The sequence below is a fragment of the Microbacterium sp. NPDC055455 genome, assembly GCF_053619935.1.
Genome location: NZ_JBSHLB010000002.1, coordinates 509,304 through 533,283, shown reverse-complemented (window position 1 = coordinate 533,283; position 23,980 = coordinate 509,304). Strand labels below are relative to the sequence as shown.

The 23,980-nt window shown below is 71.0% G+C and carries 21 protein-coding genes and 2 tRNA genes; 17 read left to right on the top strand and 6 right to left on the bottom strand.

All coding sequences use genetic code 11. From position 1 onward, the window contains the following. Window positions 1-52 precede the first annotated feature (52 nt). The 3 genes from pepN to ACWGUG_RS08910 form a co-directional block, all read right to left on the bottom strand. The gene (gene pepN, locus ACWGUG_RS08920; protein WP_452324452.1) at window positions 53-2,599 is read right to left on the bottom strand and encodes an aminopeptidase N; all 2,547 of its coding nucleotides are present in this window, start codon (window positions 2,597-2,599) and stop codon (window positions 53-55) included. A gap of 112 nt (window positions 2,600-2,711) precedes the next feature. Beyond that, window positions 2,712-4,478 (bottom strand): SulP family inorganic anion transporter, encoded by a 1,767-nt coding sequence (locus tag ACWGUG_RS08915; protein ID WP_452324451.1) that lies wholly within the window; start codon window positions 4,476-4,478, stop codon window positions 2,712-2,714. Continuing rightward, window positions 4,475-4,837, bottom strand: coding sequence for an ArsR/SmtB family transcription factor (locus ACWGUG_RS08910; RefSeq protein WP_452324450.1), 363 nt, complete (start codon window positions 4,835-4,837; stop codon window positions 4,475-4,477). Before ACWGUG_RS08910 ends, ACWGUG_RS08915 begins: the two co-directional genes overlap by 4 nt. Before the next feature lie 54 nt (window positions 4,838-4,891). On the opposite strand from ACWGUG_RS08910, the gene ACWGUG_RS08905 reads away from it, so the two are divergent. The 7 genes from ACWGUG_RS08905 (at window position 4,892) to ACWGUG_RS08875 (ending at window position 12,066) form a co-directional block, all read left to right on the top strand. After that, on the top strand, window positions 4,892-6,091 hold the full coding sequence (locus ACWGUG_RS08905) for a ferrochelatase (protein WP_336396989.1): 1,200 nt from the start codon (window positions 4,892-4,894) through the stop codon (window positions 6,089-6,091). A gap of 42 nt (window positions 6,092-6,133) precedes the next feature. Beyond that, a complete protein-coding gene (locus ACWGUG_RS08900) occupies window positions 6,134-6,682 on the top strand; it encodes a ribose-5-phosphate isomerase (RefSeq protein WP_336396990.1) in 549 nt (182 codons plus the stop codon). Window positions 6,683-6,686: 4 nt separating this feature from the next. Continuing rightward, window positions 6,687-7,685 carry an Fpg/Nei family DNA glycosylase gene (locus ACWGUG_RS08895; RefSeq protein WP_452324449.1) on the top strand — a complete coding sequence of 333 codons (999 nt, stop codon included), beginning with the start codon at window positions 6,687-6,689 and terminating at the stop codon, window positions 7,683-7,685. 50 nt (window positions 7,686-7,735) lie between these two features. Beyond that, the gene (locus ACWGUG_RS08890) at window positions 7,736-8,377 is read left to right on the top strand and encodes an FMN-binding negative transcriptional regulator (RefSeq protein WP_452324448.1); all 642 of its coding nucleotides are present in this window, start codon (window positions 7,736-7,738) and stop codon (window positions 8,375-8,377) included. Next, complete coding sequence (locus ACWGUG_RS08885) at window positions 8,374-9,879, top strand: amidohydrolase (protein ID WP_336396993.1); 1,506 nt, start codon at window positions 8,374-8,376, stop codon at window positions 9,877-9,879. The genes ACWGUG_RS08890 and ACWGUG_RS08885 overlap by 4 nt, the downstream gene beginning before the upstream one ends. Window positions 9,880-9,988: 109 nt before the next feature. Beyond that, the gene (locus ACWGUG_RS08880) at window positions 9,989-11,386 is read left to right on the top strand and encodes a sensor histidine kinase (protein WP_452324447.1); all 1,398 of its coding nucleotides are present in this window, start codon (window positions 9,989-9,991) and stop codon (window positions 11,384-11,386) included. After that, complete coding sequence (locus ACWGUG_RS08875) at window positions 11,383-12,066, top strand: response regulator transcription factor (RefSeq protein ID WP_378881113.1); 684 nt, start codon at window positions 11,383-11,385, stop codon at window positions 12,064-12,066. Before ACWGUG_RS08880 ends, ACWGUG_RS08875 begins: the two co-directional genes overlap by 4 nt. A gap of 49 nt (window positions 12,067-12,115) precedes the next feature. On the opposite strand, the gene ACWGUG_RS08870 is transcribed toward ACWGUG_RS08875, so the two are convergent. Further along, window positions 12,116-12,598, bottom strand: coding sequence for a Dps family protein (locus ACWGUG_RS08870; protein WP_336396996.1), 483 nt, complete (start codon window positions 12,596-12,598; stop codon window positions 12,116-12,118). A gap of 166 nt (window positions 12,599-12,764) precedes the next feature. Here ACWGUG_RS08870 and ACWGUG_RS08865 point away from each other — a divergent pair, with 166 nt between their 5' ends. Beyond that, window positions 12,765-14,912 carry an acyltransferase family protein gene (locus ACWGUG_RS08865; RefSeq protein ID WP_452324446.1) on the top strand — a complete coding sequence of 716 codons (2,148 nt, stop codon included), beginning with the start codon at window positions 12,765-12,767 and terminating at the stop codon, window positions 14,910-14,912. Further along, a complete protein-coding gene (locus tag ACWGUG_RS08860; protein ID WP_452324445.1) occupies window positions 14,909-15,448 on the top strand; it encodes a gamma carbonic anhydrase family protein in 540 nt (179 codons plus the stop codon). The genes ACWGUG_RS08865 and ACWGUG_RS08860 overlap by 4 nt, the downstream gene beginning before the upstream one ends. A 17-nt stretch (window positions 15,449-15,465) precedes the next feature. Here the strand turns inward: ACWGUG_RS08860 and ACWGUG_RS08855 are convergent, their stop codons facing one another. After that, window positions 15,466-16,398: an alpha/beta fold hydrolase gene (locus ACWGUG_RS08855; protein ID WP_452324444.1), complete on the bottom strand. Its 933-nt coding sequence runs from the start codon at window positions 16,396-16,398 to the stop codon at window positions 15,466-15,468. A gap of 100 nt (window positions 16,399-16,498) precedes the next feature. Next, window positions 16,499-16,569 (bottom strand) — tRNA-Gly (locus tag ACWGUG_RS08850). Window positions 16,570-16,665: 96 nt separating this feature from the next. On the opposite strand from ACWGUG_RS08850, the gene ACWGUG_RS08845 reads away from it, so the two are divergent. From ACWGUG_RS08845 to ACWGUG_RS08810, 8 genes are all read left to right on the top strand, one after another. Beyond that, window positions 16,666-17,043, top strand: coding sequence for a nuclear transport factor 2 family protein (locus ACWGUG_RS08845; RefSeq protein ID WP_452324443.1), 378 nt, complete (start codon window positions 16,666-16,668; stop codon window positions 17,041-17,043). Window positions 17,044-17,121: 78 nt separating this feature from the next. Continuing rightward, a tRNA-Pro gene (locus tag ACWGUG_RS08840) sits at window positions 17,122-17,195 on the top strand. A gap of 84 nt (window positions 17,196-17,279) precedes the next feature. Next, entirely contained in the window at window positions 17,280-18,773 is a 1,494-nt protein-coding gene (tig, locus tag ACWGUG_RS08835; RefSeq protein WP_452324533.1) for a trigger factor, read from the top strand. Window positions 18,774-18,938: 165 nt separating this feature from the next. After that, window positions 18,939-19,523: an ATP-dependent Clp protease proteolytic subunit gene (locus ACWGUG_RS08830; protein ID WP_336397001.1), complete on the top strand. Its 585-nt coding sequence runs from the start codon at window positions 18,939-18,941 to the stop codon at window positions 19,521-19,523. A 31-nt stretch (window positions 19,524-19,554) separates the two neighbouring features. Next, entirely contained in the window at window positions 19,555-20,229 is a 675-nt protein-coding gene (locus tag ACWGUG_RS08825; protein WP_336397002.1) for an ATP-dependent Clp protease proteolytic subunit, read from the top strand. A 187-nt stretch (window positions 20,230-20,416) separates the two neighbouring features. Further along, window positions 20,417-21,685, top strand: coding sequence for an ATP-dependent Clp protease ATP-binding subunit ClpX (gene clpX / locus ACWGUG_RS08820; RefSeq protein ID WP_336397003.1), 1,269 nt, complete (start codon window positions 20,417-20,419; stop codon window positions 21,683-21,685). Window positions 21,686-21,764: 79 nt separating this feature from the next. Next, on the top strand, window positions 21,765-22,880 hold the full coding sequence (locus ACWGUG_RS08815; RefSeq protein WP_452324442.1) for an epoxide hydrolase family protein: 1,116 nt from the start codon (window positions 21,765-21,767) through the stop codon (window positions 22,878-22,880). A gap of 134 nt (window positions 22,881-23,014) precedes the next feature. Beyond that, window positions 23,015-23,842, top strand: a complete 828-nt coding sequence (locus ACWGUG_RS08810) for a hypothetical protein (protein WP_452324441.1) — start codon at window positions 23,015-23,017, stop codon at window positions 23,840-23,842. The last annotated feature ends 138 nt before the right edge of the window (window positions 23,843-23,980 follow it).

Genomic DNA, 23,980 nt, shown 5'->3' with positions numbered 1-23,980 from the left:
GACGGATGCCTCGGCCCTGCCTGAGAGCGGGGCCGAGGCATCCGATCGGGAACTACTGGGCGTCGCGGTCCTGGACCGACAGCGCGCGCTCGACGCCGGCGAGGTTCTCGGCGACGAGGCGACGCAGCGCCGGTGCGGCGTCGGTGTTCGCCTCGAGCCATGCGCGCGTCGCGTCGCGCAGAGCCACGTCCGCGAGGGGCGCCGGGTACAGCCCCACGATGAGGTACTGCGCGATCTGATACGTGCGCGAGTCCCAGATCGGCAGGAGCGCCTCGAAGTACTGCGGTACGAACTCTCCGAGGAGATCGCGGCTCGCCGGGTGCACGAAGCCGAGGGCCGCCGAGCGGACGATGGTGTTGGGGAGGTCGTCGCTCTCCACCAGCGACGACCACGCCGCGGCCTTGGCCGCTGCGGTCGGCAGCGCCGCCTTGGCCTGCGCGGCGAACTCGCCGCCCTTCGCGGTGTTGTCGGCGGCCAGCGCGGCCTCGATGTCGGCCTCGGTCGCGATGCCTCCGGCCGCGAGCGACACGAGCAGCTGCCACGACAGGTCCGTGTCGATCTCGAGGCCGTCGAGGGCCGCCTCGCCGTCACGCAGCCGGCGCACCGTGTCCCACTGACTCGGCGTGGCCGCCCCGGACGCGAACGCGGTGACGAACTGCAGCTGGCTGTCGCTGCCCGCCTCGGCACGCTGTGCGAGCGCCCACAGGGCGTCGGCCACCTTGGCGCGCGTCGCCTCGCGCTTCTCGGGCGCGACGTACGCGTTGGCCGCGAGCAGCAGCTGGGCGAGCGTCGTGCGCACGGTGGTCGACTCCGTCTCGGCGCCGATGTTGCGCAGCACCAGGTCGACGTAGTCGGAGGCGGATGCCTCGGCGTCGCGGGTCTGGTCCCACGCGGCGCCCCACACCAGCGAGCGGGCGAGCGGGTCGCTGATCTTGCCGAGGTGGTCGATCGCGGTCTGCAGCGACTGGGCGTCGAGGCGGATCTTCGCGTAGGCGAGGTCTTCATCGTTGAGCAGCACGAGCGCGGGACGCTTGGTGCCCTTGAGCTCCGGCACCTCGGTGAGGTCACCGTCGACGTCCAGCTCGACGTGGTGCACGCGCACCAGCGCGTCGCCCTGGAGGTCGTAGAAGCCGACGCCGAGGCGGTGGGGACGGATGGTCGGGTAGTCGGCCGGGGCGGTCTGCACGATGGCGAAGCGCGTGATCGTGCCATCGGCATCCGTCACGATCTCGGGTGCGAGCGTGTTGACGCCCGCGGTCTCGAGCCACTTCTTGGACCACGTCGACAGTTCGCGCCCGCTCGTGACCTCGAGCTCGGCGAGGAGGTCCGACAGCTCGGTGTTCGACCACTCGTGCTTCTTGAAATAGGCGGCCACGCCGGCGAAGAACGCCTCGATGCCCACCCAGGCGGCCAGCTGCTTGAGCACGGAGCCGCCCTTGGCGTAGGTGATGCCGTCGAAGTTGACCTGCACGTCCTCGAGGTCGTTGATCTGCGCGACCACGGGGTGCGTGGAGGGGAGCTGATCCTGGCGGTACGCCCAGGTCTTCTCCATCGCGTTGAAGGTGGTCCACGCCTCGGTCCACTCGGTGGCCTCGGCGGTGGCGATGGTCGAGGCCCACTCGGCGAACGACTCGTTGAGCCAGAGGTCGTTCCACCACTTCATCGTGACCAGGTCGCCGAACCACATGTGCGCGAGCTCGTGCAGGATCGTGACGACGCGACGCTCCTTGACGGCATCCGTCACCTTCGAGCGGAAGACGTACGTCTCGGTGAACGTGACCGCACCGGCGTTCTCCATCGCGCCCGCGTTGAACTCCGGCACGAAGAGCTGGTCGTACTTCGCGAACGGGTACGCGTAGTCGAACTTCGCCTCGAAGTAGGCGAAACCCTGGCGCGTCTTGTCGAAGATGTACTCCGCGTCGAGGTGCTGCCACAGGCTCTTGCGACCGTAGACGCCGAGCGGGATGACGCGGCCGGAGGCGCTCGTCAGCTCCGAGAACGTGGCCTCGTACGGACCGGCGATGAGGGCGGTGATGTAGGAGGAGATGCGCGGCGTGGGCTCGAAGCGCCAGGTCGCGCTGCCGTCGCCGTGCTTCTTGGGCTCGGGGGTGGGGGAGTTGGACACGACCTTCCACGGCTCGGGCGCGGTGACCGTGAACTGGAACGTCGCCTTGAGGTCGGGCTGCTCGAACACCGCGAACACGCGGCGCGAGTCCGGCACCTCGAACTGCGAGTACAGGTACACCTCGCCGTCCACGGGGTCGACGAATCGGTGCAGGCCCTCGCCGGTGTTGGTGTAGAGGCAGTCGGCGTCGATGACGAGCTCGTTGTCGGCGGCCAGGTCTCCCAGGGCGATGCGCGAGTCGGCGAACGCCGTCGCAGGATCGAGCGCGCGGCCGTTGAGGGTGATCTCGCGCACCTCGCGGGCGATCAGGTCGATGAACGTCGAGGCGCCGGGTGTCGCGGTGAAGCGCACGACGGTGCGCGATCCGAAGACCTCCGCGCCCTTCGTGAGGTCCAGCACGACCTCGTACGACTGCGTGTCGACGATCGCGCGGCGCTCCTGCGCCTCGATGCGGGTGAGGTTCTCTCCAGGCACTGCTTCGGCTCCCGTGGGTGAGGATGACGGATGATGTCTTGGGCCCGTTGTGCGGACACACGGTCCGGCGGACGCCGCCAGCGCTGCTGGCGCCGGCGACAACCGGTCCAGCCTACGCGGTGTGCGCGCCTGATCGCCGTCGCACGTGGCTGCGCGCGTGCTCCAGCGCGGATTCGAGCTGCGTGAACAGGTGGTTCTGGTGGCGGAGCGAGGCCAGCACGCCCACGGTGCGGAACAGTTCCTCGTGGCCGGGCTGCACGCCCTTGATCAGCACGGTGACGCCGCGGCGCTCGAGCGTCTGCACGATCTCGGTCAGCACACGCGCGCCCGTCGCATCGACCAGCTCGAGTCTGGACATCCGCAGGATCACGACGGATATCCCGCTGAGGCCCGTGATCGCCGCCGAGACGCGGTCCGCCGTGGCGAAGAAGAGCGGTCCGTCCAGCCGCACCACGGCGATGTGCTCGTCCTCCGGCATCGGCTCGCCCGGCGGCGGCTCCCGGTGCGCCGACGCCGAGCGGGACAGGGAGCGCAGCGCGAAGACGCCCGCGCACACCACGCCGATCGCGACGGCGACGATGAGGTCGAACGACACCGTCACGAGCGCGGTGATCCCGAAGGCGAGCGCGTCGGAGCGCGTCGAGCGCAGGATCGCACGCACCGTCCCCGCGTGCACCATGCGCACCGCCGTCAGCATGAGCACGCCCGCGAGGGCGGCGAGCGGGATCGCGCCGACCGGTCCTGCCGCGACGAGGACCACGCCCAGGAGCACGACGGCGTGCACGAGCGAGGCCAGCCGGGTCCGGCCGCCCGAGCGCACGTTGACGGCCGTGCGGGCGATCGCACCGGTGGCGGGCATGCCCCCGAACAGGCCCGACCCCAGCGAGGCGATGCCCTGGCCCACGAGCTCCCGGTCCGGGTCGTAGGCGCCGGTGTCGGCGAGGGAGGCGGCCACGCGGGCCGAGAGCAGGGATTCGATCGCCGCGAGGGCGGCCACTGTCACGGCGGGGGCCACGAGGTCGCCGAGCACTGCGGGGTCGAGGGAGGGCAGCGCCGGGGCGGGAAGCGATGCGGGGAGAGCGCCGATGGCGGCGAGCGGTGTCGGCAGCAGCACGGTGAGGACCGTGACGATCACGATGCCGACGAGCGAGCCGGGGATGGCGGGGTGCACGCGGGGAGCGGCGATCATGCACGTGATCACCAGGCCGGCCGCGCCGAGCGCCCACGGGACGTACGCCCAGTCCGCCGCGGCGACCGCCTCGACGGCGGCGGCGACCGCGTTGGCACTGTGCTCGCCCGCCCCTGCCGGCGCGGCCGAGACGAGGAGCGGCACCTGCTGCAGGAAGATGATCACCGCGATGCCCAGGGTGAACCCCTCGATGACCGGCCACGGGATGAACGACACCGCGCGCCCGAGCCGCAGCACGCCGGCGAGGAGGACCAGGACGCCCGCCATCACGCTGACGGCGGCCACGGCCGCCGGTCCGTGTGCGGCCACGATCGGCACGAGCACGACCACCATGGCTCCGGTCGGCCCCGAGACCTGCACGTTCGAGCCGCCGAACACCGCGGCCAGGACGCCCGCCACGATGGCCGTCACGAGGCCGGCCTCCGCCGTCAGGCCCGCGCTCACCCCGAACCCGAGTGCCAGCGGCAGCGCCACGATGCCGACGGTGACCCCCGCGACGAGGTCCGCGCTCACCCCGAACCCGAGTGCCAGCGGCAGCGCCACGATGCCGACGGTGACCCCCGCGACGAGGTCCGCGCGCCAGCTCCGCCTCAGCCCGCGGTAGTCCGCGGCGGACGGCAGGAGCGCCCGGAGGACGGCACCCGCCCGCCGGCGTGGGCGCGCCGGCGTCGCGGCATCCGCCCCGCTCATCGGGCGGGGAGGGTCGGAAGCGAGCCGGCGTCGGCGAGGAGGTCGCGCTCGGATGCCAGCACGTCCAGGAGGAGCGCACGGGCGACCGCGAGCAGCTCGGCCACCTTGTCGTCGGCGAGCCGGTAGTACACGCGGCTCGCGCGGCGCTCGGAGTCCACCAGACGGTGGCGTCGCAGCACGGCGAGGTGCTGCGAGAGGTGCGACGGCTCCAGCCCGGTCTCGGTCTGGAGCTCGGCGACCCCCACCTCGTCGGCGGCGGACAGGATCTCGAGGATGCGGATGCGCAGCGGATGGGACAGGCCTTTGAACAGGCCCGCCTTGACCTCGTAGAGCGGACGCTGCTGACGTGTTAGCGGCATGATGAATTCATCATATCGCGCTGGGGGCCGCGCCCGCGGTGTCAGGATGGACGGGTGACGTCCTCCGAGCAGCACGTGGTCCCGTTCGCCTCTCCCGCCGCTGCGCCGGGCGCCCCGTGGGTGGAGCAGCCGGTCGCGTACGACGCCCTTCTCCTTGCGGGGTTCGGCGGCCCCGAGGGCCAGGACGACGTCATCCCGTTCCTGCGCAATGTCACCCGGGGGCGCGGCATCCCCGACGAGCGCCTCGAGGAGGTCGCGCACCACTACCGCCATTTCGGCGGGGTGAGCCCGATCAACGCGCAGAACCGCGCGCTCAAGGCGGCGCTCGAGGCGGAGCTCGCCCGCCGCGGCATCGACCTTCCGGTGTACTGGGGCAATCGCAACTGGTCGCCCTATCTGGCCGAGGCGGTGACGGATGCCGCGGCCGCCGGTCACACGCGCCTCCTCGGGCTCGCCACCAGCGCCTATTCCTCGTTCTCGAGCTGCCGGCAGTACCGCGAGGACTTCGCGCGCGTGCTGACCGAGACCCAGCTGGCGGACACGGTCACGATCGACAAGGTGCGTCAGTTCTTCGACCACCCCGGCTTCGTGCAGCCGTTCATCGACGGCGTGCGCGACGCGGTCGCCGCCTTCCTCTCCGACGGCCACGCGCCGGAGACGGTCCGCGTGCTGTTCTCGACCCACAGCATCCCGACGGCGGATGCCGAGCGCTCCGGCCCCCGCGCGGGAGACGAGCGGCACCGCGACCTGGGGGAGGGCGGCGCGTACGCCGCCCAGCACCTGGCGGTGGCGGAGGTCGTCATGGCGGCGGTCGCCGCCGAAGTGCCGGGCGCCGAGCGCATCGGGTGGGAGCTGGTGTACCAGTCGCGCTCCGGCCCGCCCACGCAGCCGTGGCTCGAGCCCGACGTCAACGACGTGATCTCCGGTCTGCCCGCGGCGGGCATCGAGGCCGTGGCGATCGTGCCGCTGGGCTTCATGAGCGACCACATGGAGGTGCTCTGGGACCTCGACACCGAGGCGATGGAGGCCGCCGCCGAGGCGGGCATCCGCGCCGTGCGCACGCCGACTCCGGGAGTGGACCCCGTCTTCGTGTCGGGGCTGATCGACCTCGTGGAGGAGCGGCTCCAGGGAACCCCCGCGACCGCCCGCGCGCACCGCACCGACCTCGGCCCGTGGTTCGACGTGTGCCGGCCCGCGTGCTGCGAGAACGTCCGGGCCGGCTTCAAGCCCGCCGCGGCGGGCATCGCCCCCTGAGGCGCGTCTTCCCGCCTCGCGTGGCTCTCTAGGATGGAGCCCATGCGCATCCACATCGCGACCGACCACGCCGGCCTCGAGTTCTCGACGCAGCTCCAGCACCACCTCGCCGCCGCCGGTCACGAGGTCGTCGACCACGGCCCCATCGAGTACGACCCGCTCGACGACTACCCGGCGTTCTGCATCCGCGCCGCCCAGGCGGTCGTGCGCGACCAGGCAGACGGCATCGAGTCCCTCGGCGTCGTGTTCGGCGGGTCCGGCAACGGCGAGCAGATCGCCGCCAATAAGGTCGTGGGGGTGCGCGCCGCCCTCGTGTGGAGCGTCGCGACGGCCGAACTCGCTCGTGAGCACAACGACGCCAATGTCATCGCGATCGGCGCCCGCCAGCACACCTTCGCCGAGGCGGCGTCGTTCATCGACCGATTCATCGCGACCCCGTTCTCGGGCGAGGAGCGCCACGCGCGGCGGATCGCCCAGCTCGCGGCCTACGAGCAGGACGGCGCGCTCGAGCCGGATCCGCGCGCCACCGCACCCGGACAGCCCGACGTCCTGGCCGCCGACGACAGCTCGTTCGACCCCGAAGCCGGCTGACCCGATGCCCGAGGGCCATTCCGTCCACCGCATCGCTCGTCAGTTCGATCGCAACGTCGTCGGCCGGCCCGTGCAGGCCTCCAGCCCGCAGGGTCGCTTCGTCGAGGGGGCCGCAGTCCTCGACGGCCGCACGGCGACCTCGGTGCGGGCCGTCGGCAAGCAGATGTTCCTCGAGTTCGACGACGACCTGTGGCTTCGCGTGCATCTGGGCATGTACGGCGCGTGGGACTTCGCGGGCGAGATCCTCGTCGACCCGACCATCGCCTCCGCGAACGGCCGCATGGGGCAGACCAACCAGCGCGGCACCGACGTCGGCGAGCCGATCCTCGACGCCGCGGGCGAGAACTCGCTGACGTCGATCGGAGCGCCCCGCCGCACGCGCGTGCACGTGCGCATGTCGGAGCAGACCACCGGGCTGGCCGACGAGGGCGACAGCTGGCCGCCGCCCGTCGTGGGGCAGGTGCGGCTCCGCCTGCTGACCGACGTCACCTGCGCCGACCTTCGCGGCCCCACCGCCTGCGAGTTGCAGACACCCGACGAGGTCGCCACCACGATCGCCAAGCTCGGACCCGACCCACTGGTGGACGACGTCGCCGAGGGGGAGGAGCGGTTCACCTCGGTCGTGCGTCGCAAGCCGACCGCGATCGGGCTGCTCCTGATGGATCAGGGCGTCGTGAGCGGGATCGGCAACGTCTATCGCGCCGAGCTGCTCTTCCGTGCGCGTCAGAACCCGCACACACCGGGCCGCGACGTGCCGGAGGAGATCGTGCGCGCCATCTGGCAGGACTGGGTGCGGCTGCTCGCGATCGGCGTGGAGACCGGTCAGATGATGACGATGGACGACCTCGACGAGCACGCCTATCGCAGGGCGATGGCCAGCCGCGACGACCGCCACTGGGTGTACCACCGCGCGGGTCTGCCGTGCCGCGTCTGCGGCACGGCGATCGTGGTCGAGGAGGCCGCCGGCCGCAAGCTCTACTGGTGCCCGGCCTGCCAGCGCTGACCGCCACGGCGTCGGGCGTCGCGCCGCGAGCGCGCCCATAGGCTGGAGCCATGCGTCAGAACCCGAGCTTCGCGATGACGGATGTGGGCGAGATCCGCCGGCTCATCGAGCACAACCCGTGGGTCACGATCGTGAGCGCCGCCGACGGGGGGCTCGTCGCCTCCCACTACGCGGTCCTGCTCGATGCCGGGCGGGACGACCTCACGATCGTCGGTCACGTGGGCAAGCCGGACGATCTCGTCCACGGTCTCGGGGACCGTGAGCTGCTCGTGGTGGTCCAGGGGCCTCACGGCTACGTCTCGCCCGGGTGGTACGGCGACACCCCGAGCGTCCCGACCTGGAACTTCGTCTCGGCGCATCTGAGCGGCATCCCGGAGCTGCTCACCGCGGAGGAGAACCTCCAGGTGCTCGAGCGGCTCGTCGCGCGATTCGAGAGCGGGATGCCGCAGCCGAGGATGATGTGGGCGCCGCCGAACGACCCCGACTACGTGCGCCGTCTCGAGCGGGGCACCGTCGGATTCCGGCTCACGCCCACGCGGGTCGTCGGCAAGCGCAAGCTGAGCCAGAACCGCCCCGACGAGATCGTCGAGAACATCATCACGCAGCTCGAAGCCGGTGGCGGCCCCTATACCGACCCGCGGCTGCCGGGCGAGATGCGCCGCGACCTCGAGACCCGTAAGGCCGCCCGGTGACGGCGGGCCGCGGCGACGTTCCCCACGTCATCGCGAATGCCCGGCTCACCGGCGCCGACCGCACCGATCCGTTCGGCGACGAGCCCGTCGACGTCCACCTCGCCGACGGCGTGGTGGCCGACATCGCCCCCGCCGGCGCCCTGCCCCGCCGCGGCCCGGTGCTCGACGCCGACGGTGGGTTCGTCGTCCCGGGGCTGTGGGACCACCACGTCCACACGGTGCAGTGGGCCCTGTCGGCGCAGCGCGCTGCTCTCGGCGACGCGGCATCCGCCGCCGAGGCTGCCTCGCTCATGAGCGCCGCAGACGTCCTCCCGGACGGACGCCGGGTGGGCGGCGGCTTCCGCGACGCGTTCTGGCCGGACGCCCCGGATCTGGCCGTGCTCGACGCCGCGACCGGCGACGTGCCGACCTACCTCGTCAACGCCGACGTGCACAGCGTGTGGCTCAACTCCGCCGCGCTGCGCCGTGAGGGCTTCGAGCCGGACGGCGTCGGCATCCTGCGCGAGGAGCCCGCATTCGAGATCTCGCGGCGCCTCAACGCCGTCGACGCGTCGGTGTCCGATCCTCTCGTCGCGCGGATGGCGCAGGATGCCGCCGCGCGCGGCGTCGTCGGGCTCGTCGACCTCGACATGGCGTGGAACGAGGACGCGTGGGTGCGTCGCCTGGCCGGTGGGTTCGACGCGCTGCGCGTCGCGTTCGGCATCTACCCGGAGTTCCTCGACCGGGCCGTCGCCGAGGGGCTGCGGACCGGCGATGCCGCGCGGGGCGCGGCATCCGATCTGGTCCGCGTGGGTCCTCTCAAGGTGATCACCGACGGATCCCTCGGCACCCGGACGGCCGCGTGCTCCCACGCCTATCCGGGCGATCCGCACGATCACGGTCTCCTCACCGTCGATCTCGCGACGCTGGTCGATCTGATGAGCCGCGCCACCGCCGCCGGCATCGCCTCCGCCATCCACGCGATCGGCGACGTCGCGAACGCGCGCGCCCTGGACGCATTCGCGGCGACCGGCGCCTGGGGCACGGTCGAGCACGCGCAGCTGGTCGCGCACGCCGACCTCCCGCGCTTCGCCCGCCTGGGCGTCGGCGCCAGCGTCCAGCCCGTTCACGCCCTCGACGACCGCGATCTCACCGACACCCTGTGGGCCGGCCAGACCGCGCAGCCCTATCCGCTGCGGGCGCTGCACGAATCGGGAGCGAACCTGCTGTTCGGATCGGATGCCCCGGTGTCGCCGCTCGACCCCTGGGCGGCGATGGCGGCGGCGGTCTTCCGGACGCGCGACGGTCGGGACCCGTGGCAGCCGCAGCAGCGGATCGACGCCGCGACGGCGCTCGGTGCCTCGACCCGCGGCGGATCCGCCGAACCCGCCCGCATCGCCCCGGGCGACGTCGCGGACCTCGCGATCTGCGAGCGCGACCCTCTGACGGCCGACGAGGCGCAGCTGCGCGGCATGCGGGTCGCCGCGACGGCGGTCGGCGGGCGCCTCACGCACATCGCGTGACGCGGGCACTCATCGGGGGTCTTCCCCCGTACGTCTTCGGGTGGATGTCGGATGCCGCAGCGCCGGCCGCGCCGGGAGGCTGGGATCATGACTTCCGAGGGAGACTCCCATGAGCACCACGATCATTGAATCCGCGCCGTTGCAGCCGCCGGCCGCGACGGCGGTCGGCAGCGGCTTCTGGGCGTCCTACGGCCGCGCGTGGGCGCGGACGCCGGGCAGCGCGCTGTACCTGCTCGTGGTCTTCGTCCTCGCCATGCTCTCGCTCAGCATCCTCGCGGTGCTCTTCTCGACGAGCGTCGGCCTCCTGATCCTCGTCGTCGGACTGCCGCTCGCCGTGCTCACCCTTCTCATCGCGCGCGGCTTCGGCGTCGCCGACCGCTTCCTGCTCCGCCTCACGGGTCTGCCCGCGATCGCAGAGCCCGAATGGAACCGCGACAGGACCGATGCGACCGGTTTCTGGATGACGCTCACACGTCCGCTCCGCAACGCGCACTACTGGGTGTACCTCGTGCACGGCATGGTCGTCAGCCCGATCATCAGCATCGTGTCGTTCGCGCTGACCACCGTGTGGCTCAGCGTGGGGCTCGGCGGCCTCACGTACTGGTTCTGGGGGCTGTTCCTGCCGCGCGACGACAGGTCGGGCCAGTGGGGGCAGTACGTCGCCGACTACCTGCCGGGGCTGTTCGGCGGCTGGTCGAGCTGGGTCCTGGAGGTGACGCTGTATCTCATCGCCGGCATCGTGTTCACGGCCACGATGCCGTGGGTGCTGGGAGGCCTGGCCCGCGGGCACCACGCCGTGGCCGCGGGCATGCTCGGCCGCTGGGACTCCGACGATCTCGCCGCGGAGGTCCGCGCCGAAGCGGCTGCGCGAGGCGCCGCGGTGCACGCCGAGGATCTCGGGCTGCGCCGCCTCGAGCGCGACATCCACGACGGGCCGCAACAGCGCCTCGTCCGACTGCAGATGGATCTCGCGGCCCTCGAGCGCCGCGCCGAGGCGGGAGACGCGGATGCCGCGGCCGACCTCGCGCGCGAGGCACGGGGGCACGCGCAGGCGGCACTGGACGAACTGCGCGCCCTGTCCAGCGGCGTCGCCCCGCCGCTGCTGCAGGATCGCGGACTCGCCGCGGCGCTCGACGCCCTCGCCGCGGGTTCGCCGCTGGCCGTCCAGGTCGACGTCGACCCCGCCATCGACCGGGCGGTGAGCCAGGAGACGGCACGAGGCGTCTACTTCGTGGTGGCCGAGCTGATGACGAACGCCGTCAAGCACTCCGGCGCCACCGCCGCGACCCTGCAGGCGTCGCTGCGGCGCGCGGCGGGCGGTGCTGCGACGCACCTGGACGTCTGGGTGGTCGACAACGGGCGCGGGGGCGCAGTGGTCACGCCGGGCCACGGCCTGGAAGGTCTTCGTGAGCGCGTCGCGGGCCTGCGGGGCGTGCTGGACGTTCGCAGCCCGATCGGCGGGCCGACATCGGTCGGCGCCCACGTCCCCCTGGCGGGCACGCCGTGACCGCTTCGGCCTCTGAGGCGACGGGCGCCTCCGGCCCGCTCCGCGTCGTGCTGTTCGAGGACTCGCTCCTCCTGCGCGAGGGCCTGGTGAGACTCTTCGACGAGGCCGGCTACCTCACCGCCGGGGCATGGGGCGACGCGCAGGATGTGGTGGCGCGCGTGCGCGACGCGCAGGCGGATGTCGCGATCCTCGACGTGCGCCTGCCGCCGGGGTTCCGCGATGAGGGCATCCGGGCTGCGCTCGACGTGCGGGCGGCGCTTCCCGGTGTCGGCATCCTGGTGCTCAGCCAATACGTCGAGGCGGTGTACGCCCGCGAGCTGCTGGCCGGCGGCGAAGGGGGCGTCGGCTACCTGCTCAAAGACCGGGTGACCTCGCTCGAGGAGTTCACCGACGCCGTGCGGCGCGTGCGGGAGCGGGGCACCGTGCTCGATCCGGTCGTCGTGCAGGCTCTGCTGTCCGCGCGTCCCGACCCGCTCTCGAGCCTCACGCCGCGGGAGCGGGACGTGCTGACGCTGATGGCCGAGGGACGCAGCAACGGGAGCATCGCCGAGCGTCTGTTCATCGGGGTGGGCGCTGTCGAGAAGAACATCAGCGCGATCTTCGCCAAGCTCGGCCTGGAGGAATCGGGCACCGAGCACCGGCGGGTGCTCGCCGTCCTCGCGTTCCTGCAGAGCCCCTGACGACGAGAGCCCCCGGGAATCCCCGAGGGCTCTCGTCACAGGTCCGGCGTCACTCGGCGAGGTGCGCGAAGAGGAACCAGCGGTCCTTCTCGAGCGACTCCTTGATGCCGATCGCGATGTCCTGGCTCGTGAGGTCGAACTCGTCCAGGCCGTCGATCGCCGCCTGGACGTCGGCGATGACGGCATCCATGTCGGTGATGACGTTGCGGATGAGCGCCTCCCACTGCGTGAAGCCCGCCGGCACCGCGCTGGCGGTCTTCTGCGCCACCGTGGCGACCCGCGCGTCGATCGGCAGCCCCAGGGCGACGATCCGCTCGGCGGCCTGGTCGGCGCCGTCCTGCGCGTGGGCGACCACGGAGTCGAGCAGCTCGTGGATCGCGATGAAGTTCGCGCCGCGCACATTCCAGTGCGCCTGCTTGCCGTTGACGGCGAGCGCCTGCAGACCCAGTACGACGGGAGCGAGGAACTGCGCGGTCGCGGCGGCGACGTCGGGGTTTGCAGCGGTGGCGGGGGTGGTCTGGGTGTTCGACATGTCTGGCCTCCATCGTTCGGAGGGTCGCTCAGCTGGGCGATCGGCCTCCAATGACTGCAACGGTACTCAGCGGGAGTCATTCCGCAAGCAAGTGAAGGCTGGGCTAAACAGCTGCCTCCGGGCCCGTCGGTTCGGGTGCGGCGACCACAGCGGCTAACGTCGATTCGTGCCTTCCGCCGATCACGACCTCGGACCGCAGCATCTGGGCGATCCCGCCAAGACCGTGACGCGCGAGCCGCGCGACCGCTGCCCGGAGCACGCGGAGCCGTCGCGCTTCCTGCCGCACGTGCAGGGTCTTCGCGCGATCGCCGTGCTCTGCGTCGTGCTCTACCACTTCTGGCCCGGCCGTGTCACCGGCGGCTACATCGGCGTCGACATCTTCTTCGTCATCTCGGGCTTCCTCATCACGTCCCACTTGATGCGGGAGCTCACGGCGACCGGCACCGTCCGTCTCGGCCAGTTCTGGGCCCGCCGCGCAAGACGCCTGCTCCCCGCATCGCTCCTGGTGCTGCTGTTCTGCGCCGTCGTGGTGATGTCGCCGTACCTCATGCCCACGTCGGCGCTGCCGAACGAGGTGCGAGAGATCCTGGCGTCGACGTTCTACGTCGAGAACTGGTACCTGGCGCTCAACTCCGCCGACTATCTCAACCACGGCGGCGATCCGACGACGGTCCAGCACTACTGGTCGCTGTCGCTGGAAGAGCAGTTCTACGTGATGTGGCCGCTCATCATGCTGCTGGCCGCCTGGGTCGCGGTGAAGTGGTTCCGCGGCGCGCGTCGGCGGGCGATCATCGTGGCGCTCGGGCTCGTGACGGCCGTCTCGTTCGTGTTCTGCGTCGTCTTCACGATCACCGACCCCGCACCTGCCTACTTCGTGACGTTCGGCCGCATGTGGCAGTTCGGCGTCGGCGCGCTCATCGCCCTCGTCCCGCTGCTGCGCGTGCGCCACGCCGTCGGGAGCTTCCTGCTGGGCTGGGCGGGCATCGCCGCGCTCCTCTACGCGACCTTCACATTCGACGGGCAGACGCCCTTCCCCGGCTATATGGCCGCTGTTCCCACGCTCGGCGCTGCGGCCGTCATCGCCGCGTCCAACACCGACCGCTGGTGGTATCCGACGAGGATCCTCTCGATCCGTCCCGCTCAGTTCGTCGGCGACATCTCGTACTCGCTGTACCTGTGGCACTGGCCGCTCATCGTCATCGCGCCGTCGGTGCCGTTCTGGGGACTGACGATCTACCACCGCGTGTCGCTGCTGGTGCTGTGCTTCGTGCTCGCGTGGCTCACGAAGCGGTTCGTCGAGGATCCGGTCCGCGGCTGGAAGGTGCTCACGCGGCGTCCGGCGCGGGTGACGCTGTGGTCGTCGCTGGCCGGCATGGTCGTCGTCGCCCTGGTCGCGGGCACCGCGTGGTTCGCGAACGCACCGCTGTACGAACGGGGTACGCGCGACATCGCCGAGCTGCAGCAGAATCCGCCGGAGTGCTTCGGTGCGGCATCCGTCCTCGATCCCTCGTGCGCGGACGCCGCGTTCGGCGACACGATCCTGCCGGCACCCGGCTTCGCGGGCATCGACCGGCCGGCCGACGAGCAGTGCTTCGTGCAGCTCACCGACTCGCGCCCGGTGTCGTGCACGTTCGGCTCGGACGACCCAGACGCTCCGCAGGTGGCGCTGATCGGCGACAGTCACGCCTATCAGCTGCTCTCGACGTTCCAGCGGATGGCGGAGGACAACGGGTGGCAGCTCGTCACCTGGTTCAAGGGGGCGTGTCCGTGGAACACGACCCCGCTGTCGACCCCCGGCGCCTTCGGCGCCGCGTGCACCGAATGGCGGGAGCGCGTCCAGCGGGCGATCGACGACGCAGACCTCGACGCCGTCTTCACCGCGGCCATCGCGACGACCCCGTATTCGCCGGCCGGCTTCGACTCGGCCCACGACGCGGCCGTCGCGGGCTACCGCGACGCGTGGAGCACCGTGACGGAGCGCGGCATCCCCGTCATCACCGTCGTCGACAACCCGGTGTGGGAGACGGATCCGAACAAGTGCCTGCGCACCCGCGACACGTCCGAGTGCGACGCCGCCCGATCGGACGTGCTGGTGGCCGACGATCCGCTCCGCGACGCGGCATCCGGCCTCGACGCGGTCACGCTGCTCGACTTCACCGACGTCTTCTGCGCGTCGGAAACCTGTGCACCGGTCGTCGGCGGTGCGAACGTCTACCGGGACCAGGATCACCTCACGGTGACCTTCGCCGACACCCTCGCGCCCTGGTACACCGAGGCCATCCAGACGGCACTGGCCAATAGGGTCGGATCATGACGGTCGCACCCGGAGCATCAGTCCTCTCTGCCGCGGGCAGGACGCCCGACCTGCACCCCACCGCCTTCGTCGCCGCCGGTGCACGCGTCGTCGGGGGAGTCACCCTCGCCGAGGGCGCGAGCGTCTGGTACAACGCGGTCCTCCGCGCCGACGGCGACACCATCACGGTCGGGCGCAACAGCAACCTGCAGGACAACGTGTCGGTCCACGTCGACGCCGGCAGGCCCGTCGTGATCGGCGAGAGCGTCTCGGTCGGCCACAACGCCGTCGTCCACGGCTGCACGATCGGCGACGGCTCGCTGATCGGCATGGGCGCCGTCGTCCTCAACGGCGCGAGGATCGGCGACGGATGCCTCGTCGCCGGCGGCGCCGTCGTGCTGGAGGGCTCCGAGATCCCCGACGGCTCGCTCGTGGCCGGCGTGCCGGCGAAGGTGCGCCGCGCGCTCACCGCCGAGGAGCGCGCCGGACTGCTGCGCAACGCCGAGCATTATCTCGCCCACGTGGAGGAGCATCGCGACGCGACCCCCGTCGGCTGACGGGTCGAGGCGACGGCTCAGCTCTTCGCCGGCGGGTGGTGCGTGCCGCGGTGCACCTCGTACAGCCGCACGTGTCCCGGCCACTCCGGGTCGTTCTCGATCGGGAGGTCGTCCATGAAGAGGCGGATCACGTGGGCGAGCTGGCCGGGGTGGCTGAAGTTGATCGCGTGCGCCGCCCCCTCCAGCAGCACGATGAGGACGTGACTGTCGGTCTGGCTCGCGATCTCGTCGATGCGATGCGCGTGGGGCAGCAGCGGGTCGCGCTGACCGAGCACGACCAGCGTCGGGATGCGGAGCTCGAGCAGGCGCTCGAGCGACGGGTACTGCGTGAGCGCGCGGAACATGCGCATCGTGCTGGGCACGCCGAAGCGCACGTAGTCCGGCACGGCGACCCGCGCCATGCGGGTCGGCTCGCGCGGCGCGTCGGCCGACAGCTGCCGGATGGCACGGCGCAGCGGCTGATTGAACAGTCCGCCGGCGGGGGACACCAGCACCGCGCGGTCGACACGCTCGGGGTAGCGGTGCGCACACTCGATGATCACGGGGCAGCCCATCGAGTTGCCGACCAGCGTGGCCTTCCGGACGCCGCGATCATCGAGGAAGTCGACGGCGGCGCGCGCGAGATCGGGGATGTCGAGCATGTCCCGCCGCTTGCCGCTGCGCCCGAACCCCGGCAGGTCGGGGACGTACGTGTGGAACTCGTCCGCGAGCCGCTCCGCCGTCGGGAGGAGGTAGCGCCCCGAGAGACCGAAGCCGTGGATGTGCGCCATCACCCGGGCATCCGGCGGTGCATGCGGCGACTCGCGGTAGAACACGTCGACGTCGTCGATCCGCGTCCACCGCTCGGCGAGCGTCGACGCGGGCCGGCGGGGGAGCTTGCGCGCCTGCGGCGACTGTGGCGTCGACCTGCGGTTGCCCATCGCGCCTCCTGAGCGGGGAACGGTGCTCATGCCAGTCTGCCCCTGGGCCGGACGCCCGCGATAGCGCAGATCGCGTGAATGCAGAAGCCCCGAGCACGGCAGGCTGTCGGCCGACCGCTCGGGGCATCGGAGGGGATGACGGGAATCGAACCCGCACCATCAGTTTGGAAGACTGAGGCTCTACCATTGAGCTACATCCCCGTGCGCCCGCTGACGGGCACCGACCAATCGTAGTACATCGCGATGGACATCCCGTTCCGAGTCGATCCAGACGCGCGGCCGAGAGAGGACGCCGCGATGGAGCGCACGGGCAGACAGGTGGTCGAGGATCTCGTCGCGACGTTGAACGCGGGCGTGGTCGCCGGCATGGACGATCTGTTCCACGACGATGCCGTCATGGAGTGGCCGCAGTCGGGGGAGCGGATCGTCGGGGCGGACAACCGGCGTGCGGTCTACGGGTCGTTCCCGCGGCTTCCGGCGATCTCGCCGCGACGGCTGGTGGGCGACGGCGACCTGTGGGTGCTGCAGGCCGACCTGGACTACGGCGACGGCGATCCGTACCAGACGGTGTTCGTGTTCGAGATGCGCGACGGCCGCATCGCGAAGGAGACCGCGTACTGGACGAAGCCCTTCCCTGCCCCCGACTGGCGGGCGCAGTGGGTCCAGCGGATGTGAGGGCTGCGCAGGAACCGACCGGCTCGGTCGGCTAGACTTCTCGGGGCCGAACGGCGCGCGCACGCGTGCGAACCCGCCCGGGGCGTAGCTCAGCTTGGTAGAGCGCCCGCTTTGGGAGCGGGAGGCCGCAGGTTCAAATCCTGTCGCCCCGACATCACGGCCACGGAATTTCCGAACCCAGACCTTCAGCCCGCCGCGTCCTCGCGCGGTCCGATAGAGGAGAAGTAACAGGCATGGTGAACAGCACCGTCGAGAAGCTCAGCCCGACCAGGGTCAAGCTGCACATCACGGTCAGCCCCGACGAGCTGGGGCCCTCGATCAAGCACGCGTACGAGCACATCGCGCAGGACGTGCAGATCCCCGGCTTCCGCAAGGGCAAGGTCCCGGCGCCCATCATCGACCAGCGCATCGGCCGCGTGGCCGTGCTCGAGCACGCCGTCAGCGAGGGGCTGGACACCTTCTACCGCGAGGCCGTCGCCGCCAACGAGCTGCGCGTCCTCGGGCGGCCGTCGGCCGAGGTCACCGAGTGGCCGAACGAGAAGGACTTCTCGGGCGACCTCGAGGTCGAGGTCGAGGTCGACGTCCGTCCCGAGTTCGAGCTGCCGTCCTTCGAGGGCACGACGGTCGAGGTCGACGCGGTCGAGGTCGACGAGGCCGCCGTCGACGAGGAGCTGGACCGCCTGCGCGCGCGCTTCGGCACGCTCGTCACCGTCGACCGCCCCGCCGCGACCGGCGACTTCGTGGAGCTCGATCTCGTCGCGACCATCGACGGCGCCGAGATCGACCGCGCCGAGGGCGTGTCGTACGAGGTCGGCTCGGGTGAGCTCCTCGAGGGCATCGACGAGGCCATCGACTCGCTCACCGCGGGCGAGGACACCACGTTCCGCTCCAAGCTCGTCGGCGGCGACCACGCCGGCGAGGAGGCCGAGGTGTCTGTGACGGTCAAGGCCGTCAAGGAGCGCGAGCTTCCCGAGGCGGACGACGACTTCGCCCAGATCGCGAGCGAGTTCGACACCATCGGCGAGCTGCGCGACAGCCTCAAGGAGCGCGTCGGCCAGCAGGGCGCCTTCACGCAGGGCTCCGCCGCGCGCGACAAGCTGATCGAGACGCTGCTGGAGCAGGTCGAGATCCCCGTGCCGCCGCAGCTCATCGAGGACGAGGTGCACAACCACCTCGAGGGCGAGGGCCGCCTCGAGGACGACGTGCACCGCGCGGAGGTCGCCGAGGCGAGCGAGAAGCAGTTCAAGACGCAGATGCTGCTCGACAAGATCGCCGAGACGGTCAACGTGCAGGTCTCCCAGGACGAGCTCACGCAGTACCTCGTGCAGTCGGCAGCGCAGTACGGCATGGCTCCGCAGGATTTCGTCAACGCGCTGCAGGAGGGCAACCAGCTTCCCGCCATCGTCGGCGAGGTCGCCCGCAACAAGGCGCTGGCCGTCGCCCTCGGCAAGGTGAAGGTCGTCGACACGAACGGCGAGCCGGTGGACCTCACGGGCTTCGTGGCTGTCGAGGACGAGGCGGAAGGCGAGGACGAGGTCGCCGAGGAGCAGGCGACGACGGATGCCGACGCCGAGGCCGCCGAGAAGCCGGCCAAGAAGGCCCCCGCGCGCAAGACCGCCGCCAAGAAGGCCGACGCCGACGCCGAGAAGGCTCCCGCGAAGAAGGCACCGGCCAAGAAGGCTCCGGCCAAGAAGGCTGCCGCAGAGAAGGCTGCCGCAGAGAAGGAGTGACGCCCGCTCCTCTCGGTGCTCGCACCGAGACCGGGTGACGAGGAGGACGGATGCCGCGGCATCCGTCCTCTTCTCGTTCCGCCCGATCTGCCCAGGGCGAACACGCGCGGGTCGCTCGCGGCGCCCCGGTAGATTCGATGGCGACCCAAGGAAACAGGAGTACACATGGCCGAACCACTTGTCGCGACCAGCGTCTTCGACCGGCTGCTGAAGGACCGCATCATCTGGCTGGGGTCGGAGGTGCGTGACGACAACGCCAACGAGATCTGCGCCAAGATCCTGCTTCTCGCCGCGGAGGACTCCGAGAAGGACATCTACCTCTACATCAACTCGCCGGGTGGCTCGATCACCGCCGGCATGGCGATCTACGACACGATGCAGTTCGTGCCGAACGACATCGTCACCGTCGGCATCGGCATGGCGGCCTCGATGGGCCAGCTGCTGCTCACCGCAGGCACCAAGGGCAAGCGCTACATCACCCCCAATGCCCGCGTGCTGCTCCACCAGCCGCACGGCGGCTTCGGCGGCACCGCCAGCGATATCCAGACGCAGGCGCAGCTGATCCTCGACATGAAGAAGCGCCTCGCCGAGATCACCGCCGCGCAGACCGGGAAGTCGGTCGAGCAGATCAACGCCGACGGCGACCGCGACCGCTGGTTCTCGGCCGAGGAGGCGCTCGAGTACGGCTTCGTCGACCACATCCGCGAGTCCGCCACCGATGTCATCGGCGGCGGCGGCACGGCGAACTGACGGCTTCGAAGGCGAAAGAGAGAGAACCCGAATGCAGACCCCCACCTTCGGACCCAGCGCCCCGCAGGGGCTCCAGATGCCCGGCAGCCGCTACATCCTGCCGCAGTTCGAGGAGCGCACGGCCTACGGCTACAAGCGCCAGGACCCGTACAACAAGCTCTTCGAGGACCGCGTCATCTTCCTGGGTGTCCAGGTCGACGACGCGTCAGCCGATGACGTGATGGCCCAGCTCCTCGTGCTCGAGAGCCAGGACCCCGATCGCGACATCATCATGTACATCAACTCGCCCGGCGGCTCGTTCACGGCGATGACCGCGATCTACGACACCATGCAGTACGTGTCGCCGCAGATCCAGACCGTGGTGCTCGGCCAGGCCGCGTCCGCTGCGGCCGTGCTGCTCGCGGCCGGCGCGCCGGGCAAGCGCCTGGCGCTGCCGAACGCGCGCATCCTCATCCACCAGCCCGCGATGGGCGAGGCCGGCCACGGCCAGGCGTCGGACATCGAGATCCAGGCGCAGGAGATCATGCGCATGCGCACCTGGCTCGAGCAGACGCTCGCGAAGCACTCGAACAAGTCGGTCGAGGAGGTCAACAAGGACATCGACCGCGACAAGATCCTCTCCGCCGAGGAGTCGGTCGCGTACGGCCTCGTCGACCAGGTGCTCACCACGCGCAAGCGGGGTCAGCAGGCCGCGCTCACGAAGTAGGGCTGCGTTCCGCGCCGGGCGCCCCGCCATCCGCACGTCGGGTGGCGGGGCGCTTCGTCGTCCGGTGTCCGCTGAGCGCGAACCGCGGCCGTCCACAACGTGCGTCGCAATGCCGCCGCTTGTCGGCCCCACCTATTAGGCTCGGAGACAGCTGGGGGCTTCCCCGGCGGTGACGAGGAGGAGCCGCATGGCACGCATCGGTGAGAGCGCCGACCTGTTCAAGTGCTCCTTCTGCGGCAAGAGCCAGAAGCAGGTCCAGCAGCTGATCGCGGGTCCCGGCGTCTACATCTGCGACGAATGCGTCGAACTGTGCAACGAGATCATCGAAGAGCGCATGGCCGAGTCCTCGTCGGGCGTGGTCGCCGACTTCGATCTGCCGAAGCCGCGTGAGATCTTCGCGTTCCTCGAGGAGTACGTCGTCGGCCAGCACGACGCCAAGCGGGCGCTGTCGGTCGCGGTGTACAACCACTACAAGCGCGTGCGCGCGCATGGCACCATCCAGTCGGCCGAGCAGCGCGCCGACGAGATCGAGATCGCCAAGAGCAACATCCTGCTGCTCGGGCCCACCGGCTGCGGCAAGACCTACCTCGCCCAGACCCTCGCCAAGCGCCTGAACGTGCCCTTCGCGGTCGCCGACGCCACCGCGCTGACCGAGGCGGGCTACGTCGGCGAAGACGTCGAGAACATCCTCCTCAAGCTCCTGCAGGCCGCGGACTTCGACACGAAGCGCGCCGAGACCGGCATCATCTACATCGACGAGGTCGACAAGATCGCCCGCAAGGCCGAGAACCCCTCCATCACGCGCGACGTGTCGGGGGAGGGCGTTCAGCAGGCGCTGCTGAAGATCCTCGAGGGCACGGTCGCGTCCGTTCCGCCGCAGGGCGGCCGCAAGCACCCGCACCAGGAGTTCATCCAGATCGACACCACGAACGTGCTGTTCATCGTGGCCGGCGCGTTCGCGGGACTGGAAGACATCATCTCGTCGCGCGTGGGCAAGCACGGCGTCGGCTTCGGCGCCCCGCTCCACGACAAGGGCGACGATCTCAGCCTGTTCAGCGAGGTGCGGCCCGAGGACCTGCACAAGTTCGGCCTCATCCCCGAGTTCATCGGGCGTCTGCCTGTGGTCGCATCGGTCTCGCCGCTCGACCAGGAGGCCCTCATGGAGATCCTCGTCGAGCCGAAGAACGCCCTGGTCAAGCAGTACCAGCGCATGTTCGAGCTCGACGGCGTCTCGCTCGAGTTCGAGCGCGAGGCGCTCGAGGCGATCGCAGATCTCGCCGTGGCGCGCAAGACCGGTGCCCGGGGACTCCGCGCGATCCTCGAGGACGTGCTCGGGCCGATCATGTTCGAGATCCCGTCCACCGACGACGTCGACAAGGTGGTCGTGACCCGCGCCGCGGTCGACGAGGGCGCCGCCCCCACGCTGGTGCTGCGGGAGAAGCGCAAGAGCGCCTGATCGCGACCGGTCTGCGGGACTGCGGGCTGACAGGGACGCCGTACGCGTGGCTGTCGGGGGTGGCCGATAGCGTCGGCGTGTGACCGCGCGCCCCTTCTCGATCCACATCCCCGACGTTCAGCTGGCCGATCTGCGCGAGCGTCTCGATCGGTTCCGGCCGTTGCCGGATTCGCCGCGTCGGCCGGAGGCCGGCATGAGCGCCGACTACCTCGCGGATCTCGTCGCAACCTGGCGCACGTGGGACTGGCGAGCCCGCGAGGCCTGGCTCAACCGGCATCCCCAGTTCCTCGCAGACATCGGCGACAGCACCGTCCACTTCGCGCATCTGCGCTCCGGACGCGACGACGCGCCGGCGCTGCTCGTGATGCACGGCTGGCCGCACACCTTCGCGCTGCAGCTCGATTTCGCCGACCTGCTGCCTGACTTCCACGTCGTGGCGCCGAGCTTCCCGGGCTTCGCGTACTCCTCCGCCTACTCCGAGGGCCCCGTCACCGAGGTCCGCCTCGCGGCAACGATGCACGCGCTCATGACGGAGGTGCTGGGCTACGACAGGTACCTCACCTACGGCGAGGACGTCTCGGCCAACGTGAACGATCTGATCGCGGGCTCGTATCCCGACGCGGTGGCCGGCGTCATCGTGACCCACTCCCATTTCCCGTCGATGGCCGAGCGAGCGGAGCTGACGGCGCCCGACGAGGTGGCGTTCTTCTCACGCCTCGAGCAGTGGGGCGGCGCCAACGGCGCGTACGGCCACGTGCAGGCGACGCGACCCGACACGCTGGCGGCCGCACTGAACGACTCTCCGGCGGGGCTGGTCGCGTGGCTGGCGGAGAAGCTCGTCGAGTGGAGCGACACGCCCGCAGGCGATCCACGGGCCGTCGAACGCCGGATCTCGCGCGACCGCATCCTCACCGAGGCGATGGTCTACTGGACCACGCAGACCATCGGCTCTTCGTTCCGCCCTTACTACGAGGGGGCCGACCAGCCCGAAGAGATGCCACCGGTCGTGGTTCCGGCATCCGTCCACATCCAGCGCCACGAGGGCGACTACCCCGAATCACTGGCGCGCCGCTTCTACCGCGATCTGCGGGTCTTCGAGCGTCTCGAAGAGGGCGGGCACTTCGCGGTGGGGGAGGTGCCCGCCGTGATGGCCGCACGGGTGCGAGCTTTCGCCCGGAGCTTGGGCATGCTCTGAGGCACAGCTGACCGGAGCGGCGCGGCGACGGGCTCGACTCGCCGGCACGACCCGGGACTGGCCGGTTCGGGCCACCGGCGAATGGCCCGACCGTGCGACGCGGGCGGGCCGCCCTCGCACGTTCACTTGTGAGCATGTCAGCTCTCATCATCTCGCTTCACTCTCCGTCGACATCCGTCGAGACGCACGCATTCGGCTCGGATGACGGGCATGGCGCGCGTCCGGTCGGGACCGTCCTCATCGAGCGCCACCTCAACGGCCCCCGCGGCTCCGCCAACGGCGGGTTCGCGGCCGGCTCCATCGCGCAGCACGTCGACGGCGACACCGTGTCCGTCGTCCTGCAGAGCCCCGTCCCGCTCGGTCGGTCGCTCGGCGTCTTCGACGACGGCGCGGGCGGCGTGGTCGTCCGCGACCGGCGCAAGGACGTCGCGAGGGCGCATCCCGGCGCCCTGGTCGCCGCCGCCGCTCCGCTCGCACCCTCGTTCGCCGACGCCGTGCACGCGCGGGAGCGGCATCCGCTCGTCGGCGTGCGTCACGCGCTCTCGGACTGCGTCGTCTGCGGGCCGCGCCGGGCCGACGGCATGCACGTGACCCCCGGCCCCGTCGTCGGCCACGACGACCGGCTGGCGGCGCCGTGGACCGTGTCGGGCGCGTTCGCCCACGCGGGGCTCGCCTGGTATCCGGCGGTCTGGGCGGCGCTCGACTGCACCAGCTATCCGGCCGCGGCGCTCGAGCAGGGCATCCTCTGTCTCCTCGGCACGATGACCGCTCGTGTCGACCGCCGACCGCGCGTCGGCGAGCACCTCGTCGTGCACAGCTGGACGCGCGAAGCCCGCGGTCGTCGCTACGAGACGTCCGTCGCGATGGTAGACGCGCGTGGCGACGAGATCGCCCGCGCCGACGCGACCTGGATCGCCCTCAGGCATCAGAAGGCTGCGGCCGTGGCGAGCCGGCTGCGCTGAACCACCACCGGGATGGCCGGTTCCGGCCATCCCGCCCGATCCGCAATGGCAGATCCTGCCGATGCCGTCCACCGGCTCTGCCGGGTGGACTGTCCACCAGACGCGGGCATGCGCCCGGCGTCGCACCAGAAAGGAATC

What these genes read in the sequence shown, in the direction of transcription:
- ACWGUG_RS08915 (WP_452324451.1), bottom strand. Translation starts at nt 4,478, where the DNA reads ATGAGCGGGGCGGATGCCGCGACGCCGGCGCGCCCACGCCGGCGGGCG.
- ACWGUG_RS08910 (WP_452324450.1), bottom strand. Translation starts at nt 4,837, where the DNA reads ATGCCGCTAACACGTCAGCAGCGTCCGCTCTACGAGGTCAAGGCGGGC.
- ACWGUG_RS08900 (WP_336396990.1), top strand. Translation starts at nt 6,134, where the DNA reads ATGCGCATCCACATCGCGACCGACCACGCCGGCCTCGAGTTCTCGACG.
- ACWGUG_RS08895 (WP_452324449.1), top strand. Translation starts at nt 6,687, where the DNA reads ATGCCCGAGGGCCATTCCGTCCACCGCATCGCTCGTCAGTTCGATCGC.
- ACWGUG_RS08890 (WP_452324448.1), top strand. Translation starts at nt 7,736, where the DNA reads ATGCGTCAGAACCCGAGCTTCGCGATGACGGATGTGGGCGAGATCCGC.
- ACWGUG_RS08880 (WP_452324447.1), top strand. Translation starts at nt 9,989, where the DNA reads ATGAGCACCACGATCATTGAATCCGCGCCGTTGCAGCCGCCGGCCGCG.
- ACWGUG_RS08870 (WP_336396996.1), bottom strand. Translation starts at nt 12,598, where the DNA reads ATGTCGAACACCCAGACCACCCCCGCCACCGCTGCAAACCCCGACGTC.
- ACWGUG_RS08860 (WP_452324445.1), top strand. Translation starts at nt 14,909, where the DNA reads ATGACGGTCGCACCCGGAGCATCAGTCCTCTCTGCCGCGGGCAGGACG.
- ACWGUG_RS08855 (WP_452324444.1), bottom strand. Translation starts at nt 16,398, where the DNA reads ATGAGCACCGTTCCCCGCTCAGGAGGCGCGATGGGCAACCGCAGGTCG.
- ACWGUG_RS08845 (WP_452324443.1), top strand. Translation starts at nt 16,666, where the DNA reads ATGGAGCGCACGGGCAGACAGGTGGTCGAGGATCTCGTCGCGACGTTG.
- ACWGUG_RS08830 (WP_336397001.1), top strand. Translation starts at nt 18,939, where the DNA reads ATGGCCGAACCACTTGTCGCGACCAGCGTCTTCGACCGGCTGCTGAAG.
- ACWGUG_RS08825 (WP_336397002.1), top strand. Translation starts at nt 19,555, where the DNA reads ATGCAGACCCCCACCTTCGGACCCAGCGCCCCGCAGGGGCTCCAGATG.
- clpX (WP_336397003.1), top strand. Translation starts at nt 20,417, where the DNA reads ATGGCACGCATCGGTGAGAGCGCCGACCTGTTCAAGTGCTCCTTCTGC.
- ACWGUG_RS08810 (WP_452324441.1), top strand. Translation starts at nt 23,015, where the DNA reads ATGTCAGCTCTCATCATCTCGCTTCACTCTCCGTCGACATCCGTCGAG.